This window comes from Veillonella parvula DSM 2008 (assembly GCF_000024945.1).
Taxonomy (GTDB): domain Bacteria; phylum Bacillota; class Negativicutes; order Veillonellales; family Veillonellaceae; genus Veillonella; species Veillonella parvula.
The window spans coordinates 1,791,015-1,810,795 of record NC_013520.1; the positions used below are offsets into that span (position 1 = coordinate 1,791,015).

17 protein-coding genes are annotated in these 19,781 nt (G+C 40.9%); 4 read left to right on the plus strand and 13 right to left on the minus strand.

From position 1 onward, the window contains the following. From VPAR_RS08060 to VPAR_RS09680, 4 genes are all read left to right on the plus strand, one after another. Positions 1–1,398, plus strand: a complete 1,398-nt coding sequence (locus VPAR_RS08060; RefSeq protein ID WP_042466824.1) for a Na+/H+ antiporter NhaC family protein — start codon at positions 1–3, stop codon at positions 1,396–1,398. A 28-nt stretch (positions 1,399–1,426) separates the two neighbouring features. Further along, entirely contained in the window at positions 1,427–2,341 is a 915-nt protein-coding gene (pfkB, locus tag VPAR_RS08065) for a 1-phosphofructokinase (protein WP_012864821.1), read from the plus strand. Between the two features lie 33 nt (positions 2,342–2,374). After that, positions 2,375–4,369, plus strand: coding sequence for a PTS fructose transporter subunit IIABC (locus VPAR_RS08070; RefSeq protein WP_012864822.1), 1,995 nt, complete (start codon positions 2,375–2,377; stop codon positions 4,367–4,369). A 374-nt stretch (positions 4,370–4,743) separates the two neighbouring features. Further along, positions 4,744–8,424: a subtype B tannase gene (locus VPAR_RS09680; RefSeq protein ID WP_012864823.1), complete on the plus strand. Its 3,681-nt coding sequence runs from the start codon at positions 4,744–4,746 to the stop codon at positions 8,422–8,424. A 272-nt stretch (positions 8,425–8,696) separates the two neighbouring features. Here VPAR_RS09680 and cysK read toward each other — a convergent pair whose 3' ends face one another. The 13 genes from cysK to VPAR_RS08150 all read right to left on the minus strand — a co-directional run bounded on the left by cysK (position 8,697) and on the right by VPAR_RS08150 (position 19,729). Further along, entirely contained in the window at positions 8,697–9,632 is a 936-nt protein-coding gene (cysK, locus tag VPAR_RS08090) for a cysteine synthase A (protein ID WP_012864824.1), read from the minus strand. A 15-nt stretch (positions 9,633–9,647) separates the two neighbouring features. Continuing rightward, entirely contained in the window at positions 9,648–10,097 is a 450-nt protein-coding gene (locus VPAR_RS08095; protein WP_004698292.1) for an RrF2 family transcriptional regulator, read from the minus strand. 405 nt (positions 10,098–10,502) lie between these two features. Next, the gene (ahpC, locus tag VPAR_RS08100) at positions 10,503–11,066 is read right to left on the minus strand and encodes an alkyl hydroperoxide reductase subunit C (protein ID WP_004695016.1); all 564 of its coding nucleotides are present in this window, start codon (positions 11,064–11,066) and stop codon (positions 10,503–10,505) included. Positions 11,067–11,254: 188 nt separating this feature from the next. Further along, complete coding sequence (locus VPAR_RS08105; RefSeq protein ID WP_012864825.1) at positions 11,255–11,470, minus strand: hypothetical protein; 216 nt, start codon at positions 11,468–11,470, stop codon at positions 11,255–11,257. Positions 11,471–11,479: 9 nt separating this feature from the next. Continuing rightward, positions 11,480–13,090: a CTP synthase gene (gene pyrG / locus VPAR_RS08110; RefSeq protein WP_004695015.1), complete on the minus strand. Its 1,611-nt coding sequence runs from the start codon at positions 13,088–13,090 to the stop codon at positions 11,480–11,482. 15 nt (positions 13,091–13,105) lie between these two features. Continuing rightward, on the minus strand, positions 13,106–14,839 hold the full coding sequence (gene argS / locus VPAR_RS08115) for an arginine--tRNA ligase (protein WP_012864826.1): 1,734 nt from the start codon (positions 14,837–14,839) through the stop codon (positions 13,106–13,108). Beyond that, positions 14,805–15,263, minus strand: coding sequence for a YwiB family protein (locus tag VPAR_RS08120; protein WP_004695011.1), 459 nt, complete (start codon positions 15,261–15,263; stop codon positions 14,805–14,807). Before VPAR_RS08120 ends, argS begins: the two co-directional genes overlap by 35 nt. A 51-nt stretch (positions 15,264–15,314) precedes the next feature. Further along, on the minus strand, positions 15,315–15,566 hold the full coding sequence (locus VPAR_RS08125) for a GIY-YIG nuclease family protein (protein ID WP_012864827.1): 252 nt from the start codon (positions 15,564–15,566) through the stop codon (positions 15,315–15,317). 124 nt (positions 15,567–15,690) lie between these two features. Further along, the gene (locus VPAR_RS08130; RefSeq protein WP_012864828.1) at positions 15,691–16,332 is read right to left on the minus strand and encodes a peptidylprolyl isomerase; all 642 of its coding nucleotides are present in this window, start codon (positions 16,330–16,332) and stop codon (positions 15,691–15,693) included. Positions 16,333–16,544: 212 nt separating this feature from the next. Next, entirely contained in the window at positions 16,545–17,453 is a 909-nt protein-coding gene (locus VPAR_RS08135; protein ID WP_012864829.1) for a DUF3829 domain-containing protein, read from the minus strand. Between the two features lie 136 nt (positions 17,454–17,589). Beyond that, a complete protein-coding gene (locus VPAR_RS08140; RefSeq protein ID WP_004698247.1) occupies positions 17,590–18,366 on the minus strand; it encodes an HAD family hydrolase in 777 nt (258 codons plus the stop codon). A gap of 8 nt (positions 18,367–18,374) precedes the next feature. Then, entirely contained in the window at positions 18,375–18,611 is a 237-nt protein-coding gene (locus tag VPAR_RS08145) for a DUF1653 domain-containing protein (RefSeq protein ID WP_004698254.1), read from the minus strand. Positions 18,612–18,655: 44 nt separating this feature from the next. Continuing rightward, positions 18,656–19,729, minus strand: a complete 1,074-nt coding sequence (locus VPAR_RS08150; protein ID WP_012864830.1) for an iron-containing alcohol dehydrogenase family protein — start codon at positions 19,727–19,729, stop codon at positions 18,656–18,658. Positions 19,730–19,781: the final 52 nt, after the last annotated feature.

Below are 19,781 nucleotides of genomic sequence, written 5' to 3' on the forward strand. Positions count from 1 at the left end.
ATGAAGTGGTTACAGCTTATATTAAATGCGTTCCTAAGGTACCAACAGGGTCGCACCCTCATGCCACGGAATATAGAGTCCCTTTTGGGACTACTTGCATCCATTCTCGTCATCCTCATCGCCGTAGCCAATAGCATCGCTATTGGTTATGCCTTGATTGTCGTATGGAGCATCATGGCCTACGTGTTCTATCGCAAAGGATATGCACTAAAAGAATTATTAAACCTATCTTGGACAGGTGCGAAAACATCTATCGTAGTGATGCAAATCTTCCTTCTTATCGGTTGGCTCATCGCCATGTGGCAAGCAGCAGGCGTTATCCCTATGATCATCACCACAGGTATCGATTTGATTGATCCGTCTATCTTTATCGTCTGTGCCTTTTTAATAACAGCTGCCGTGAGCATGCTGTTAGGCACCGCACTAGGCACTGTAGGCACGATAGGCATCGTACTCATCATGATGGCAAGAGCTGGAAGTATTCCAGAAAATATCGTAGCTGGTGCCATTATTGCAGGTGCTTACTTTGGTGATCGAAACGGTCCACTATCCTCTAGTGCGTCTCTTGTAGCAGCCTTAACCCATACAAAGGTATCGACGAATATTCCCATCATGTTTAAAGATGGTATTCCAGCACTCATCATCTCTACAGTGCTGTATCTATTACTATCTCAGTGGTACCCACTCAATTACGAAAATAGTTTACTATCCGATACAATTCACTTTATTTTCAACATCGATTGGACATTATGGATTCCAGTCATCATCGTCATTGGTCTACTGCCTTTGAAAGTATCTATCCGTTGGCCTATCGGACTCAGTGCATTAGCAGCGGCAATTCTAGCTTATACAAATCAAGGAGCCACCATTTCTGAGTTGGGATGGTATACCTTAACGGGCTTTGAACTACCGCACTACAATCCACTAGCTGATATCATTCATGGCGGCGGTCTACAAACGATGTTTATCCCTACCCTTTCGATTTTCATGGCTACTGCCATTTCAGGCATGCTTGAAGGGGTTGGCTTCTGGAACGATGTGAGACAGCTATTAGAACGTGCTAAAACTAGAAGTGATGTATTTGCAGCCAACATAGGCCTTGCCTTTTTAACAGGTGCGGTTGGATGCAGCCAAGCTATTGCGGTAGTTATGACGCACTCTATTATGCGTATTACCTACGCTCAACGGGGTATTCAAGACGAAGATGTGATGCTAGACTTTGAAAATAGCGGCATCCTCATTGCTCCATTGCAACCGTGGAATATCGCTGCCTACGTGCCCGTTGTCATGATGGGTACAAGTTCCGCAGGTTACGTACCATTTGCCTTCTTCCTATATCTAGTACCACTCATCTATTGGTTACGCTTACGGAAGCAAGATCAACCGATCATACGCTAATTAGTAATATCTCAAAAGGGGAAATTGTATGATTTACACTATTACCTTTAACCCAGCTCTCGATTATATTGTGCGCCTTGATCACCTCAAGACGGGTACTATTAATCGTACCATCCAAGAATACGTTCTCGGTGGCGGCAAAGGTATCAACGTATCTATCGTGCTCAATAATCTTGGCATGGATACGACAGCACTCGGCTTCATCGCAGGGTTTACAGGCGAAGAAATCGTAACACAACTCAAGAAATTCGGCGTGAAAGAAGATTTCATCCGACTTCGCGAAGGATTAACCCGCATCAATGTTAAAGTAAAAGCCTCTGATGAGGAAACAGAGATTAACGGCCGCGGCCCAATCATTGGTGCCGACGAATTAGAAGCTCTATACAAACAACTCGATGCGTTGACCGAAAAGGACACCTTAATCCTTGCTGGGAGCATTCCTTCTAGTCTACCAAGCGATATGTACGAACTCATTATGGATCGCTTACAACATAAAAACATCCGCATCGTAGTAGATGCTACAAAAGATCTACTCACAAAAGTCTTGCCTTATAAACCATTCTTAATTAAGCCAAATAATCACGAGCTTAGCGAAATCTTTGGTCGCACTCTCGCTACAAAGGATGACCTTGTAGAAGCTGCCAAAGCATTACAAGAGAAAGGTGCACAACACGTGCTCATCTCCATGGCTGGTGATGGAGCTATCTTGGTCGCTGCTGACGGCACTGTATACACGAGTCCTGCCCCTAAAGGTATACTCGTAAATTCCGTAGGCGCTGGCGATTCCATGGTCGCTGGCTTTATTACGGGCTATGAAAAGACAGGTAAATTACAAGAGGCGCTCTACTGGGGCATCTCCAGTGGATCTGCCTCTGCCTACTCTGAAAACCTCGCAACCCTTGAAGAAGTAGAAACACTACTTTCACAAATACGAGTTAAATAATTTTATTTTTTATTTGCATCAAGGAGTACACATATGCAAATCACTGATTTATTAAAACCTCAATCTATTTTGCTGAATGCAGATCCTGTCACAAAGGCTGATGCCATTTACACCTTAGGTGAATTGATGGAAAAAGGCGGCAACCTCATCGATAAAGGTGAGTACTTAACAGCTGTCTTTGCTCGAGAAGAGTCAGGTTCTACGGGTCTCGGTGATGGTATCGCCACACCACATGCTAAATCTGCAGGCGTAAAAGAAGCAGGCCTCGCTGCTATGGTCGTGCCTAACGGTGTGGATTTTGAAGCACTTGATGGTCAACCATCTCGCCTATTCTTTATGATTGCTGCTCCAGAAGGCGCATCTGACACTCATGTAGAGGTATTGAGTCAGTTAGCAACAATGGTGATCGACCCTGATTTCAAAGAAGCTCTTATCGCAGCTCCAACGGTAGAACGTTTCTTGGAACTCGTAACAGCTAAAGAGCAAGGCAACTTTGATCCATCTGTAGAAGGGTTTATCAAAACAGCAGAGGATCCAAAAGCAACAAGTATTACTGGCGCTATCGAAGCAAAGGCTGCAGAAGCAATTGAAAAGGTGGCACCTAAGATTTCTGTAGATAACCCGCATTATGATCTACTAGCCGTTACAGGCTGTCCTACTGGCATCGCACATACCTACATGGCTGCAGAATCTTTAGAACGCAAAGCTAAAGAAATGGGCATCTCCTTAAAAGTAGAAAAAAACGGTGCTTCTGGCGTTAAAGACGCTCTTACAGCAGAAGAAATTGCACATGCTAAATGCATTATCGTAGCTTCCGATCGTCAAGTAGAAATGGCACGCTTTGACGGTAAACCTATGATTCAAACTAAGGTAGCGAATGGTATTAATAAAGCTGAAGAATTATTGCGTGAAGCTATGGCTGGTACAGCACCTGTATATCACGCTTCCCAATCCGACAAAAATGGCGCAGTAGGTGCATTCGATGCGGCAGATAACTTCGGTCGCCAAATCTACAAACATTTGATGAACGGCGTCTCTCACATGTTGCCGTTTGTTATCGGTGGCGGTATCTTGATTGCCCTCGCCTTCTTATTCGACGTATTCGATCCAGCAAATCCTAAAAACTTTGGTTCCGGTACACCTCTTGCGGCTTTCTTAATGCAAATCGGTGGCGCGTCCTTTGGCTTCATGTTACCAGTATTAGCGGGTTACATCGCTATGAGTATTGCGGACCGTCCAGGTCTTGTAGCTGGTTTCGTTGGCGGCTTATTAGCTAACCAAGGCGGCTCTGGTTTCCTAGGTGCATTGATTGCCGGTTTCGCAGCAGGTTATTTGGTATTATTAGTTAAGAAATTAGTATCTGGTTTGCCTCAAGCATTAGAAGGTACAAAACCGGTTCTCTTCTACCCTGTACTTGGCGTATTGTTCATCGGAATCGCTATTACCTTTATCATCAATCCTCCTGTATCCGCACTTAACCACTGGTTAATGGACTCCTTGCAATCCATGGGCACAACTAGCCGCGTATTGTTAGGTCTTATCTTTGGTGCTATGATGTCCGTTGATATGGGTGGTCCTGTAAACAAAGCGGCTTATGTTATCGGTACTGGTGCTCTTGCAACTGGCGAATACGGTATCATGGCTGCTGTAATGGCAGGCGGTATGGTTCCTCCATTGGCAATCGCTCTTTGTACTACATTCTTCCCTAGCCGCTTCACAGAGGCTGAACGCAAATCTGGTATCACAAACTACATCATGGGCCTTTCCTTCATCACAGAAGGGGCTATCCCATTTGCAGCTGCTGATCCAGTTCGCGTATTGCCAGCTTGCATCATCGGTGCTGGTACAGCTGGTGCATTATCCATGTTCTTCGAATGCACACTACGCGCTCCACATGGCGGTATCTTCGTAGTACCAACAATTGGTAATCCACTTCTTTACCTTGCATCCATCGCAATCGGTTCCATTGTGGCTTGCTTCATCTTAGCACTTGTAAAGCCAAGTTTAAAAAATAGTATCACTAAATAGACCATTAAAATTAACTATCAATTATAGCTTATATATGATTGATGGCTGATGATTGATTATTGACTCTTATCGATGGTGAAAGCTGGTGTCACACCAGTAGATATAGTAAAAGGACTAGAATATACGTATTCTGAACTGACCTAAAATTGGACACAGTTTTGGAACAACAGTTCAGAAGTATAGGTGATCTAGTCCTTTTCTTATATTCAAAAATAATTAATATTATTTTATAATTCATGATCAAAACTACTTTCAAAAGTGGAAGCAAATCCTCAAAATTGTACAATTACATCAATTTATGTTAAACTATATAAATATTAATTAACTTTAAAATTATAAATTATTATTAGAAATCTAGTTCGGAGAACTAATTCATGAAGTCATCCAAAAATTGTAAGGTTACTGCTGCATTTCTTGCCGCAGCTGCGTTGGGTGGTGTTGCCCATGCCGAGCCTACACTTAACATGAATGATTTAGTAGGTACGAGTACCAGTGCTGAATCAACGACACAAAGTACTACAAGTGTAGCAACTCCAGTCGTGAAACCAATGGCAACTCAGCCAGTCTTACCAACTACACCACAACCGGCCACCATTGTACAACAACAAGCACCACCGATGGCACAACCTCAACCATCCTACATGATGCAACCAGCAACGGTTAGCCCTATACAAACTCAACAAGTTACACCATTACAAGCAGTACCGCAACAAGTAGTACCAATGCATTCTCAACAACAGGTTCAAACTCAACCTCAGTATGTTGTCAATAAAGATACAAAGGCTGTCATGGAACCTACATTAGCAATGCACAGTTTGATAAATGTACAACGAAAAACTGAACCTGTTACTATAGAGAAACCAGTGGATGGTAAGCAACAAGTACAAACTACACAAGTACAGCGTACACCTGTTGTTATTCAACAAGAATCCATAGCTCCATTAACTGTATCAAATACTACAGTAACAAAAGCCGTGGTAGCAAAACAGAGGCTTACAATTCGAGATATCCAACGAGCTGAGCGTGAGCGTTTAGCTCAACTAGCCGCTGAAGAAGCCTCCCAACAAGAAAATTTATCACAAGCTGATCAACAACAACTTGCTCAAAAACAAGCTGAAGCTGAAGCTCAACGTCAAGCGGCACTACAAGCGCAGCAACAAGCAGAAGCCCAACGGCAATCAACTTTACAAGCGGAACAAGAACGTGTTGTAGCTCAACAAGCCGAGGCTCAACGCCAAGCGGCTTTACGTGCTGAGCAGGAGCGTATTGCGGCCCAACAAGCTGAGCAAGCGCGTATTGCAGAAGAACGCCGTCAAGCGGCAGAGCAAGAACGCATTCGTATCCAAGAGGAACAACGCCGCATTGCTGAGCAACAGGCGGAACAAGAGCGTATCGCCGCGCAACAAGCTGAAGCTCAACGCCAAGCGGCTATTAGAGCAGAGCAAGAACGTATCGCTGCTCAACAAGCCGAGGCTCAACGCCAAGCGGCTATTAAAGCAGAGCAAGAACGTATCGCGGCTCAGCAAGCTGAAGCTCAACGCCAAGCAGCTATTAAAGCTGAGCAAGAACGTTTAGCCGCTCAACAAGCGGAAGCTCAACGCCAAGCGGCTATTAAAGCTGAACAAGAGCGTATTGCCGCTCAACAAGCCGAAGCTCAACGTCAAGCGGCTATTAAAGCTGAGCAAGAACGTTTAGCCGCTCAACAAGCGGAAGCTCAACGTCAAGCGGCTATTAAAGCTGAGCAAGAACGTTTAGCCGCTCAACAAGCAGAAGCTCAACGTCAAGCAGCTATTAAAGCAGAACAAGAACGTATCATCGCTCAACAAGCGGAAGCTCAACGCCAAGCGGCTTTAAAAGCTGAACGTGAGCGTATCCTCGCTCAACAAGCTGAAGAAGAACGCTTAGCTGCTGAAGAAGCAGCTCGCCAACGTGCCGAAGCTGCCACTAAAGCCGAAGCCGAACGACAAGCAGCTATTAGAGCAGAACAAGAACGTATTGCTGCTCAACAGGCTGAAGCTCAACGTCAAGCGGCTATTAAAGCAGAACAAGAACGTATTGCTGCTCAACAAGCTGAGGCTCAACGGCAAGCCTCTTTAAAAGCTGAACAAGAGCGTATCGCGGCCGAGAAAGCTAAAGCAGAACGCGAAGCTGCTATTAAGGCAGAGCAAGAACGTATTGCTGCTAAACAAGCGGAACTTGCAAGACAAGCTGCAATCCAAGAAGAACAAGAACGTTTAGCTGCTGAACAACTAGCAAAAGAAGAAGCGGCAGCTGCAGCTAAAGCTCGGGCTGAAGCAGAGGCAAAAGCTAAAGCAGAAGCGGACTCTGCTGCTAAAGCGCAAACTGAAGCTGAGGCAAAAGCTAAAGCAGAAGCAGATGCTGCAGCTAAAGCGCAAGCTGAAGCCGAGGCAAAAGCTAAAGCTGAATCTGAAGCCGAAGCAAAAGCTAAATCTGAGGCAGAGACTAAACAGGTTCAAGAAAGTAAATTACCGCAATCTTATGTAGATGCTCGTAATACAGCCTCTACAAAAGGCTCTTCTGTAACAGAAGAGAAAAATATTCTTTCCCAACCAATGGATCCACCATTACAAGCCAATGCATCTGCAAAAATTAGCCTTGCCTTTGACGCGAAAAATTACGAATCTATGTCTACGACAGTAGATAATAAGGAAATCAAATATCGCGCCTTCGAGTATATCCCTTACGTGGCTAATCCAATCGACATAGATCAGCAATACATGAACATTTATGTACCAGAGGAATATTTCAACAACGGCACTATCAACGGTTACAACACCCAAACAGCCCCTATCTTCATGCCAAATGCGGTAGGCGGTTATATGCCAAGTCAAGCTATGACTCCAAAAATGGAAAATGGTAAGCCTAACAGTGTTCTTTACGCATTATCCCGTGGTTATGTAGTAGCTTCCCCTGCTACACGTGGTCGTACCAATAAAGCTTCCGATGGCAACTTCATCGGTAAGGCCCCTGCAGTAATCGTTGACTTACAAGCGGCTACAGCCTACTTACGCGCCAACGATTCCGCTATGCCAGGTAATGCAAACCGCATTATCACAAATGGTACAAGTGCAGGCGGTGGTGTATCCTTGTTACAAGGTGCAACTGGTAACAGCTCCGACTTCCAACCATATTTACAAGCATTAGGTGCAGCTACCGCGGCAACTAATGTATACGCAGTATCTGCGTATGCCCCTATCACTAACCTCGATGCAGCTGATATGGCTTACGAATGGAGTTATAACGGCATTTCGTCCTTTAATAAAGTGACTATGTCCCCAGGTGAATTACCACAAGCCAATGTAGGCGGTACTCCTGCTCAACCACAACGCACAATGCAACGTGTAAACTTGAATGCAGACGATCTAGCATACTCCAAAATGCTTAGTGAACACTTCCCTGATTACGTAAATAACTTACAATTACGTGACTCTCTAGGTCGTGTTCTAAAACTCGATAAGAATGGTAATGGTACTTTCAAAAATTATGTAAAAGAATTTATCGTTGCTGCTGCTAATAAAGCACAAGCTAAAGGTACTGATTTATCTAAGCATACATACCTTGTACGTGATAATAAAACAGGGACCATCAAAGACATTAACTGGGAAGCATATAACCACTTTGTAAGCCGTTCTAAAGCGCCAGGCGCCTTTGACTCCCGTTCCAATGATACTGGTGAAAACAGTCTATTTGGTACAAGTACTACAGATAATAATCACTTTACAATTACTGCTGCATTACACGATACAACTACTAATCAAGATGTATACGTAGAAAATGCTAAGATTGTTACTATGATGAACCCAATGAACTATCTCGGTTCTCCAGCTGCGACAAATGCACGATTCTATCGTATCCGTTACGGCACAGCTGACAGCAATACATCTGTTGCAATTCCTTTAATCGTAGGTACGCGTGCTCAAAACCTTGGGTACAGAGTAGATATGGCAACACCATTTGATGTAGATCATTCTGGTGATTACGATCTAGAAGAATTATTCAACTGGATGGATAATATTGTTAAAAACGGTAGATAATTACAATTAAATACATACCAAAATACTAAAGGAGCTACCCAGTAGCTCCTTTTTTATATACAATTATAATTTTCTTGTGTATTCAATAATAAATATTATTGTAAAAGACCCGCCCCCACTATCAATAATCTGCACCATTATCTACTCAGTACATTACCTATTACAATAACAAATGAATTCAGAAAAAAGGATGCTCCCTGTAAAATACAGGGAAACATCCATGTGTTTGAGCCAGTAGAAAGCAACTGTTATGCTTTCACCATGATAGGTGATTAAACTTCAGGGAATAAAGCTGTAGATAAGTAGCGTTCGCCTGTATCAGGGAGAATTACTACAATATTTTTACCTTTATTCTCAGGGCGTTTTGCCAATTCTTGAGCCGCCCAAAGCGCAGCACCAGAGGAAATACCTACCAATACGCCTTCTGTGTGACCGAAGGCTTGAGATGTAGCAAAAGCATCCTCGTTAGAAACTTGGATTACTTCATCGTAAATGTTAGTATCCAATGTATCTGGAATGAAGCCAGCACCTAAGCCTTGGATCTTATGAGGGCCTGGTTTACCATTAGATAATACAGGAGAGTCTGCTGGTTCTACGGCAACCACATGTACATCAGGGTTTTGTTCTTTTAAGTAACGACCTGCACCTGTCAACGTACCGCCTGTACCAACACCAGATACGTAGATATCTACGGTACCATCAGTATCTTGCCAGATTTCAGGGCCAGTTGTTCTGTAGTGAATTGCAGGATTAGCTTGATTTACGAACTGACCTGCTTCAATAGCACCAGCTGTAGCCGTTACGATTTCCTTAGCTTTTGCAATAGCGCCTTTCATACCAAGAGAACCGTCAGTCAATACGAGCTGAGCACCATAACCAAGCATTAATTTACGGCGTTCAATGGACATCGTTTCAGGCATTACGATTACAACTTTATAGCCAAGCGCAGCACCTACAGCAGATAGGCCAATACCAGTATTACCAGATGTAGCTTCTACAATTGTACCGCCTGGTTGTAATTCACCAGATTCAACTGCAGCTTGAATGATTGCTGCTGCGATACGGTCTTTTACGGAACCGCCTGGGTTGAAGTATTCCAATTTTGCGAAAATATTAGCGTTTGCACCATATTTTTTACCAAAACGTGTAGCAGCTAATAATGGTGTTTTACCAATTAATTCAACAAAAGATTTTGCAATTTTAGACATAGTGGTCACTCCTTATTAAATAGAACCATCCCAATTATCATATTTTGTATCAAGTTTAGCGTAAGTCCCATCAATTACATCTTGTAGGGTTACGTTTTCTAAATAATCATGAATATAGTTTTGTAAGCCTGCCCAGAAACCAACGGTGCGTTCGTTGATTACTGTATCAGTACTTACCCCTTCATCAAGGGTAGATATGATAGCCATCGATTCCTCAGTAGCAAGCAATATTTCAATAATTGTGTACTCCTTAGGGCTTTTAGACAATCGATATCCGCCGTATTTACCGCGGATACTATCCACTAGGTTAGCAGCGCCTAAACGAGCTACGATACCTTCTAGGTATTTTTCAGATATGCCTTGTCGTTCTGCCACAGATCGCAAGGAAACTGGTTTATCTTGCCCTTGCTCTGCCAAATCGATGAGAACCATCAATGCATAACGACCTTTTGTGGAAATCCTCATATATCTTGCCTTTCTTTGTAAACGTTAGTGTTAAACACACCCATATTAAAAAGTGCTTATATTATATTTATAAAGCTATTTATAAAACCTTTCACATTTAAAGCTATTTATAAAACCTTTCACATTAATAGGAATTAATTTCATTATAGACCACTCACTATAAAAATGCAAGAACTTATTTCCTACTTTTATAAAGGGATATTAACAACACAAAAGGACCAGCCCGAAGGCCAGTCCTTTTGCGTATAGTTTGTAGTTTGTTATATGAGGTTTACCATGATGAATTGGAGAGGGTTCATCTGGTATTGGGACTTACCGTATCGTCAGGAAAACGATGCGCGCCCGTGTTTATGTTATTTGAGGAGTTATCTAGATTACTCTAGCATTTAAGTATAAGTTTCTTAATTAGATTTTACCTACAAGATCAAGACCTGGTTTCAAAGTGTCTTTACCTGGCTTCCAACGTGCAGGGCACACTTGATCGCCATGTTTAGCTACGAATTGAGCAGCTTGTACTTTGCGAACCAATTCTTCAGCGGAACGGCCGATACCCATATCATGAATTTCTGCTGTACGCACGAAGCCTTCTGGATCTACTACGAATGTACCACGGTAAGCCATAGCAGATTCTTCTTGGAATACATCGAAGAAGTCAGCCAATTCATGTTTTTTGTCAGCTAACATGTAGTACTCGATTTTATTGATGCTTGGAGAAGCATCAGACCATGCTTTGTGAACGAATTCGGAGTCACAAGATACGGAGTAAACTTCGCAACCCAATTCTTTCAACTCTGCATAAGAGTTTTGTACGTCTTCCAACTCAGTAGGGCATACGAATGTAAAGTCTGCTGGATAGAATACGAATACAGACCATTTACCCAACACGTCTGCAGTGCTAACTTTTACCAATTCAGGTTTTTTGAAAGCATCAAGTGTAAATTCAGGAAGTTGTTTACCAATAATAGACATGTTATGTCCTCCTTATTTGAGTTCCATATTTAACGAATATATTTATATTGGTGTACTTAACACCATATCTATATCTATCTTTGTCTATATAATAACAAATATCATTCAATATTGCAAGTGTTATTTTTAAATTTATCGATATATTTTTCCAACTTTTTTCGATGTGAGCAAAAAAAGAAGAAAGATGCTCATTTCTGAGCACCTTTCTTTTTTTTACGTACTACAATAGACTTACTGTTCACAGTAGCGTGATCAAAAGCGATTAAACCCGCTATATTAGCAAGCCCTCTTCGTGCTATGTGACCAGTTGTAGATTGTTCTTTTCCCGATTTACCATATACAAACTGCTCTAGTTTGAGTGCAGCTAATATAAATAAACCTATAATAGATAAAACAGATCCCATCGTTTTAATCTATTTCTTAAGTTCTAAGATTGCATCTACGAAACCACGGAATAATGGATGTGCATTATTTGGGCGAGATTTAAGTTCTGGATGTGCTTGTGTACCAATAAAGAATGGATGATTTTTTACTTCAATACTTTCAACAAGACGGCCATCTGGAGATGTACCTGAAATCACAAGACCTGCATCGGTCAATTGTTGACGATATTCATTATTGAACTCATAGCGATGGCGATGACGTTCATAAATCAAATCTTCCCCATAAGCCTCGTGAGTTTTTGTACCTGCTTCCACTTTGCATGGATAGATACCTAAGCGCATTGTACCGCCTTTTTTATCTACATCAACTTGATCACTCATCAAGTCAATTACTTTGTACTTAGCATTTTCGTCGAATTCGCTAGAGGTTGCTCCTTCCATGCCACATACGTTACGAGCAAATTCCATTACTGCAGATTGCATGCCAAGGCATAGACCGAGATATGGAATATTGTTTTCACGAGCGTATTGGATTGTGCGAATTTTACCTTCTACACCACGGGAACCAAAGCCACCAGGCACAATGATACCTTCAACACCTTCAAATACCTCTTTAGGATCTACAGATGTATCATCAAGTTCTTCAGAGTCAATCCAACGAATATTCACTTTAGTACCCGTAGCAATACCAGCATGATCTAGAGCTTCAACTACGGATAAATACGCATCATGCAACGCTACATATTTACCAACGATAGCAACTGTAATATCTTTATTAGGATTCAAGATCTTATGAACCATTTCTTTCCATGCAGTCATATCGCAAGGACGATCTTCAAGGCCTAATTTTTTGATAACAATATCGTCAAGACCTTGATCTTGCATCATCAATGGCACTTCATAGATAGAGCTACAAGTTTGATTTTCAATAACTGCTTCAGGTTCTACGTCGCAGAACAAAGCAAGTTTTTCTTTCATATCATCAGAGATATGTTTCTCACTACGACATACCAAAATATCTGGTTGAATACCAATGCTACGCAATTCTTTTACACTATGTTGTGTAGGTTTTGTTTTCAACTCGCCTGCGGCATTGATGTAAGGCACCAATGTGACATGAATGTAAAGTACATCGTTACGACCTACTTCTTTTTTCACCTGACGAATGGCTTCCATAAATGGCAAGCTTTCAATATCACCTACGGTACCACCAATTTCTGTAATAACTACATCAGCATTATCCTCTTTACCTACACGGTAAACATTTTGTTTAATTTCATTTGTAATATGTGGAATTACTTGTACAGTGCTGCCTAGGTAATCACCTTTGCGTTCTTTATTGATTACAGACCAATATACTTTACCAGCTGTAATATTGGAACGTTTACTAAGGTTAATATCGATAAAGCGTTCATAATGGCCCAAATCAAGGTCAGTTTCGGCGCCGTCATCTGTTACAAATACTTCACCATGTTGGTAAGGGCTCATCGTACCCGGATCGATATTAATGTATGGGTCAAATTTTTGAATCGTTACATTGAAACCACGGTTTTTTAGTAAGCGACCCAAAGATGCTGCTGTAATTCCCTTCCCAAGAGAAGAAACAACGCCGCCAGTTACGAAAATATACTTAGTTGCCATGATGCCTCCCACCTATTACATTTTTTCCGGAGCGGAAATACCTAAAATACCCAAGCCTTGACGAAGAACGAGGGCAATCGCTGTAATTAATCCAAGACGAGCTTGTTGTAATGCTGGATCTACGCCAATGATACGACCTTGACGGTAGAATGAATGGAACATGCTTGCCAAATCGTATAAGTACCGAGCAATACGATGAGGTGCACGATGTTCAGCAGCTTGAACAACCTCTTCCGGATATTCAGCTAATTTCTTAATTAATTCTAATTCCATTTCACTTGTAAGTGTTGTGAAATCAGTTTCACTATAATCGCCAAATGCGATGCCAGCTTCACGCACTTGGTTGTAAATACTGTGAATACGAGCATGAGCATATTGGATATAATACACCGGATTGTCATTACTGCGAGATTTTGCCAAATTAATATCAAAATCAAGTTGGCTATCCAAGGAACGCATCAAGAAGAAGTAACGAGATGCATCTACACCAACTTCATCGATTAATTCATCTAATGTAACGCTATCACCGCTACGTTTAGACAATTTAACTAGTTGTCCGTCACGGAACAATGCTACCATTTGTAATAGCAATACTGTTAATTTATCAGGGTCATAACCGAACGCCGCCATAGCCGCTTTTACACGGCATACATAACCATGGTGGTCAGCGCCCCAAATATCAATCATTTCTTTAAAGCCACGATCAAATTTATTGCGATGATACGCAATATCTGCCGCCAAATATGTAGGAACCCCATTATCACGGATAACTACGCGGTCTTTATCATCGCCATAGTCAGTAGATTTTAACCACAAAGCTCCTTCTTTTTCATACACTTTACCTAGAGCCTTCAACGCCTCTACGGAGTGATGAATTTCATCAGTTTCATGAACTGTACGTTCAGAGAACCAGTTATCGAACGTAACGCGGAAGTTTCTTAATGTTTCCTCTAAGCGAGCTAATTTTTCTTTTAAGCCCTCTTCCTTAAACAAGGCTACACGATCTGCTTCGTTCATAGCATTTAATTTATCAAAGCCTTCGCGTTCTGCAATTGCTTTCGCTGTTTCAATAATATCTGGACCACGATAGCCATTTTCAGGGAACACTAATGCTCCTTCTGGAATATCGAACTCAGGCATGGAACCGTCTTCATTGCGTTTAGGCGGGAATACTAATGTAGCACCTTGTAACTCTTGGAAACGGTACTCAATGGAAATAGCCATGTTGTCGATTTGATTGCCTGCATCATTGATATAGTATTCAGATTGTACATTGTAACCCGCTGCACGTAACAAGTTTACAAGAGCACTACCGTATGCAGCACCGCGACCATGACCAACATGCAATGGTCCTGTAGGGTTTGCACTTACGTACTCTACTTGAATCGTATCGCGCGCACGCAATGGTTGAACACCATACTCAGTACCAGCATTCAAAATGGCTTTTAACGTATCATACACCATATCAGATTTCAAAAAGAAATTAATAAAACCTGCGCCGGCAACCTCAGCACGTTCAAGCCAAGCAAAATTCATATGACTAATCAAAGCTTCAGCAATAGCTCGAGGATTTTGACGAGCTACACGAGCGGATTGCATAGCGATGTTTGTAGAAAAATCACCGAATTCCTTTTGAGGTGGCACTTCGAGAACGATTTCTGGATATTCCCCAGCCGGCAAATCACCGCTGTTAATCGTATCTTGTAATGCCTGTTCAATCCCCGATTTCAGGATTTCCTTCATGTCCATGCTCTATATCCTCCCGCACGTCTATATCTAACTGATTATAAAATTGCCATTCACCTTCGACGGAAATATCATATCCTAAATGAACATGACCTACACCATCGTGAAAGTCTACTGTTAATTCATGAGTATTTACGGCCATATGTAAATCACCATATGGTGTTTCATATACGGCTTCGCGTTCTTCACCACGGACGTATTGATGACGCATATTGACAGCCCCTGTTCGGAGCAACACGATAGAATCATCATGGATTTTAATGGTCGTCTTAACCCCATCCAATCCAGTCACACTAGATTCTTCGTAACGCACATATTGAGCATTACCCTTTTCATGTGACGTACCTGGGGAAATCAGTTCCACTACGGTATCCTTGCCATCCATATCTCGTTGTACACTCTTTACGGACACTAGAACCCGCTTCATTTTCAACCTCCGTGGTAGTAATTAATCATCATATTATACCATAATCAAGGACTATTTTGCACCCTTAATGAGTCTCAATTTCTTAGTCTTCGTCATACGTTTAATAGCATATTCTCTGCGTTGTGCTTCTTGTTTTTGGTGAAAGCTTTCAGCATATACCAAGGTCACAGGACGACGTCCTCGCGTATATTTTGCACCACCTGGGATATGTCCATTGTGAGCATCTATTCGACGTTTGAGATCTGTAGTCCATCCACAATACAAAGAATCATCAGAGCAACGCACTAAGTAAATATAGTGCATTTCTTTTGATTCATCGCCTTGAACACTAGCGTCGTTCAAGATTGTATCACAATCTACAATTATACCTTGTACCTCTTGTGTAGATGCGCATTCACCAGAAAGAGACTCTTGAGAAGTACTTTTCTTATTTGCCATTTTTCGCATCATCAGTAATCGGCTCCAATGTAATGGTATTGATGATTACTGGTTCAACTGGTTTATCATTGCGACCGGTTTTAACCTTGCCAATTTTTTCAACTACATCCATACCTTGTACTACAGTACCGAAGATGGTGTGTTTATTATCTAACCAATCCGTAGGTCCCAAGGTAATGAAAAATTGAGAGCCTCCTGTATTAGGTCCACGGTTTGCCATGGCAAGAACGCCCATTTTATTGAAATGTAAATCATTGGAGAATTCATCAGGAATTGTATAGCCCGGTCCACCGGCACCTGTGCCATCAGGATCTCCACCTTGAATCATAAAGCCTTCGATAACACGATGAAATGTCACACCATTATAGAAGCCTTTTTTCACGAGATAATCAAAATTTTTGACCGTAATCGGCGCTTTAGACCCTAACAAACGAACCTTAAATTGACCATAGTTTGTATCAAAGATAGCATATTCATCAGCAATTGGCGCATTCGTAAAATTAGGCATCGCCACAGTTTCTGCTTTCACAGTATTACCTTGTGGTTGCTCCCCAGTTTTGGTACTACATGCTGTTGTACCAAGTACTGTAATCCCCAACATTGCGCATAAAGCCAAGCGTTTCCAGTTCATATGTCCCCCAAAATACTAATATTATATTTAACTAAATGTAGATTTAAAATTTACATAGAAAAACCGCTCAACCCATGAGCGGCTCTTTTTTAGTATATCATATTATGGCGCTATTGAGATTAAAAATATAAAAAAATAATATAACAACAAAAAACAGAGCTTCAAAGGAGCTCTGTTTTTGTAGGCCTCAACTAATCACTTAGTTAATTCGATTATTTAGAGTCAAATTGGTCTGGAGTTGTATTATTATAAGACTCAATATAATTATTGAAATTCTCAATCATGTCGTTAAGATTATTTTCATTTGCATCAGTAAGTACTTGACGTACAGAACCAACTACAGAGTTATAAGAGTTAACAAGCACTTCTCCACGATCATTATTTATGCTCTTAAGCAATGTTTGAATTTCATTAAGTTCTTTTTCTACAGCTTGTTTGTCTGCATTTTTAGGAGCTTTTTCTACATTTTCTACAAGAGTAGTCAAGCGAAGCGTAGATTCCATTGCTGCTGCATAGCCTTTTTTACCGTCTTTTTTCAATTTTTCGATTTGTTTCTTAGTTTGTTCAGTGTTAGCTTTGTTAAGAGCATCATTGAACTTCGCATAAGCTGCATCAAATTTTTCTACTTGTGCTACGTATTTAGCTGCTAGTTCTTTACCTTTAGCACCACCATCGTTCATGTAGGCTTTAGAGTCATCATAAGCTTTCAAATCTTTGAATGTTGGTACTAATTCATTAAGAATATTTAATACATTATCACGTTCTGTATCAACTTCTTTAAATGTAGAACCTTCTTTTTTAGATTTTTCCAAAGCATCTTTTAAAGTATCATAGTGAGGTTGACGACCAATAGCACCTTCTTGGAAACCACCCTTTAGTTTAGCCAAACTATCTGCATAGTTTTGACCCCAAGTTGCATTATCACCATTGAAGCGATTTGTTGCATCAATAAGTGTATTAAGCTTATCAGCTGCTTTCTCATCGCTACCGCCATCAACTACGGAGGATACTACGGAGCCAATGCCACCCGCTTTATCACTGCCACAACCAGAAACAAATAAACCTGCTGTCAATGCCGCTACACAAAGTAAAGTTGAAAATAATCTGCGTTTATTGTTCATATCTTCTCTTCTCCTTTTAACACATGAATATTGAACTAAGCGCATTATACTAACTATACTACACCAATTCTGTAGCCACAGCTACAAAAATAAATCTTCATATAAACTTCACCTGGCTTAGGGGCATTAGCGATAATTAATCAATCCATTTAAAATGCTTACACGCATTATAAATGCCATCTTTATCACAGTCTGTAGTAATATAATCAGCCTTTGCCTTTAATTCAGGGCGCGCATTACCCATAGCAATATTTAGCCACTCAGGCCTAAACATAGACAGATCATTATACCCATCACCAAATACAACAGCTTGATTTGGCTGCATTCCAAAGTGTTCAAGCATATTACGAATACCCAACGCCTTTTCCATAGGCTCATATAGAACACAGCCATCACCATAACGAATGAGCTTATGTGTCATATGCTCGATATCCTTCTCCTCTTCCTCTCCTTCCTTGAAAAACACATAAATCTTATAAAATTCTTCAACACTATGAAAGTCAAAATTAGGGTCTACAGTTGTTTTAAATACATCCCAATTTGGATGCCACTCTAAAATTTCCTTATACGGCGTAATACGACCGAGTTTATTACGGTCAGTTACGGCCCAAGGAATATTATGTGATTCTAAATACTCTAAATATTTAATACATGCATCACGATCCATACCTATCATGGATACCAATTCATTATTAACAGTGATACTGTGACCACCATCTGCTACGAAATCAGTAAGGCCTGCTTGCTCTGCGAAACGCTTAGCATCCACTTGAATACGACCAGTTGCTAAGGCTACACGGTGACCACGACGCTTTAACTCATCTAAACTGTATTGAGCACTTTCAGGGATTTTACCTTCAGGCCATACAGCTAAGGTATTATCGATATCGAAAAAGAAAAACTTCTGTTCCACAGGCCCTCCTAATCGCGTCCACTCATCAGCTTAAACCGCTCTTTTTGTTTTACATCTGGATATTTTTCATGGTCCACATCACTCAAAAACATATCTAGTGGTCGTACATATAAGTCACGTTGATCATATAATTTTTGATATACCACGAACTGTTCACTCGTTTCCGAATGAGTTGCAACATCTAACACGTAATAGTACATGCCTTTAAAATGACGATATAAGCCACCCTTTACAATTTCTTGCATTTATAACCTCATCACATAACATACACAAATAGTTACAAACCATATTAATCAAGAGATTCCATATATTGAATAGCCTTAGTCAACATATCTGCTGTAATTTTATATGGAGATACATCAATATCATGAACAGATGTAGCCTTTTCAACAATTTGAGGAATATGCGATGCAGTAAGATCTAATTGTGAAAGTTTAGTAGGCCAACCTAATTCGCGATATACTGGCAACCACCGTTGTAACTCATCCATTTGTTGGTCAACGGTTAACAAAATAAGTAAGCCATAAGCTACTATTTCACCATGCAAATGATTTTCTTCTGTTTCTTTATTAGTAACACAGCCATAACATACAGCATGAGCCATGTTGCTATTATATGCCATAGGAACACAACCTGATACAACACCGGTAGTAAAGATAACAGTCATAGCAATGGTATCAAAGGCATCACTACGTTTATTAGCTTGACTATCTTTATAGGCTTGTATACCATGTGCTAAAATTGGTTCACTACACATAGAAGCTAGAGTAAGGCCTAACTGAGTATTATAGTCTTGCTCGCGATTGCGAGCAGAAAGATGAGTTTCATAGTGTTTTGCAATAGTATCTCCCATTCCTGCCCACAAGTAACGGCTTGGTGCTTCTACGAGAATATCAGCATCAATAAAGCAGTGCACAGGAGGATGATTTACAAAAGCTACGTCATCAAAAGTATGATCTGCCGTGTATACAGCTGCCACTTCTGACGTTGCCGCACAAGTAGATGCAATGGTTGGAATTGTAAAGAATGGTTTATCATCTAACTCTATAGCTACTACTTTTACTGTATCCATGGCCTTACCACCACCAACAGCAAACAAAAAGTCCGCATCTTTTACAGATACCATTTGTGCAATTTCCTTGCCTCGAGCAAAAGTACACTCTCCACCAAAGTGGATAATATCTAGCACCTTAATCCCCGCTTTATCAAGCACGGGACGAATGTGTGGCAAAGCTTTAGAAAGAGCTGTTTCGCCACCGATGATAGCTACAGACTTGCCATATAATTTTGTAAACTTTGGAATAGCGTCAAATACATCATGACCTCCAAAACTATAACTAGGTAAACAATGAGTACTACGCATAAAATTTCCTTCCTTCTTTTATCATTTATATCCTTATTTATCCTTATTATAG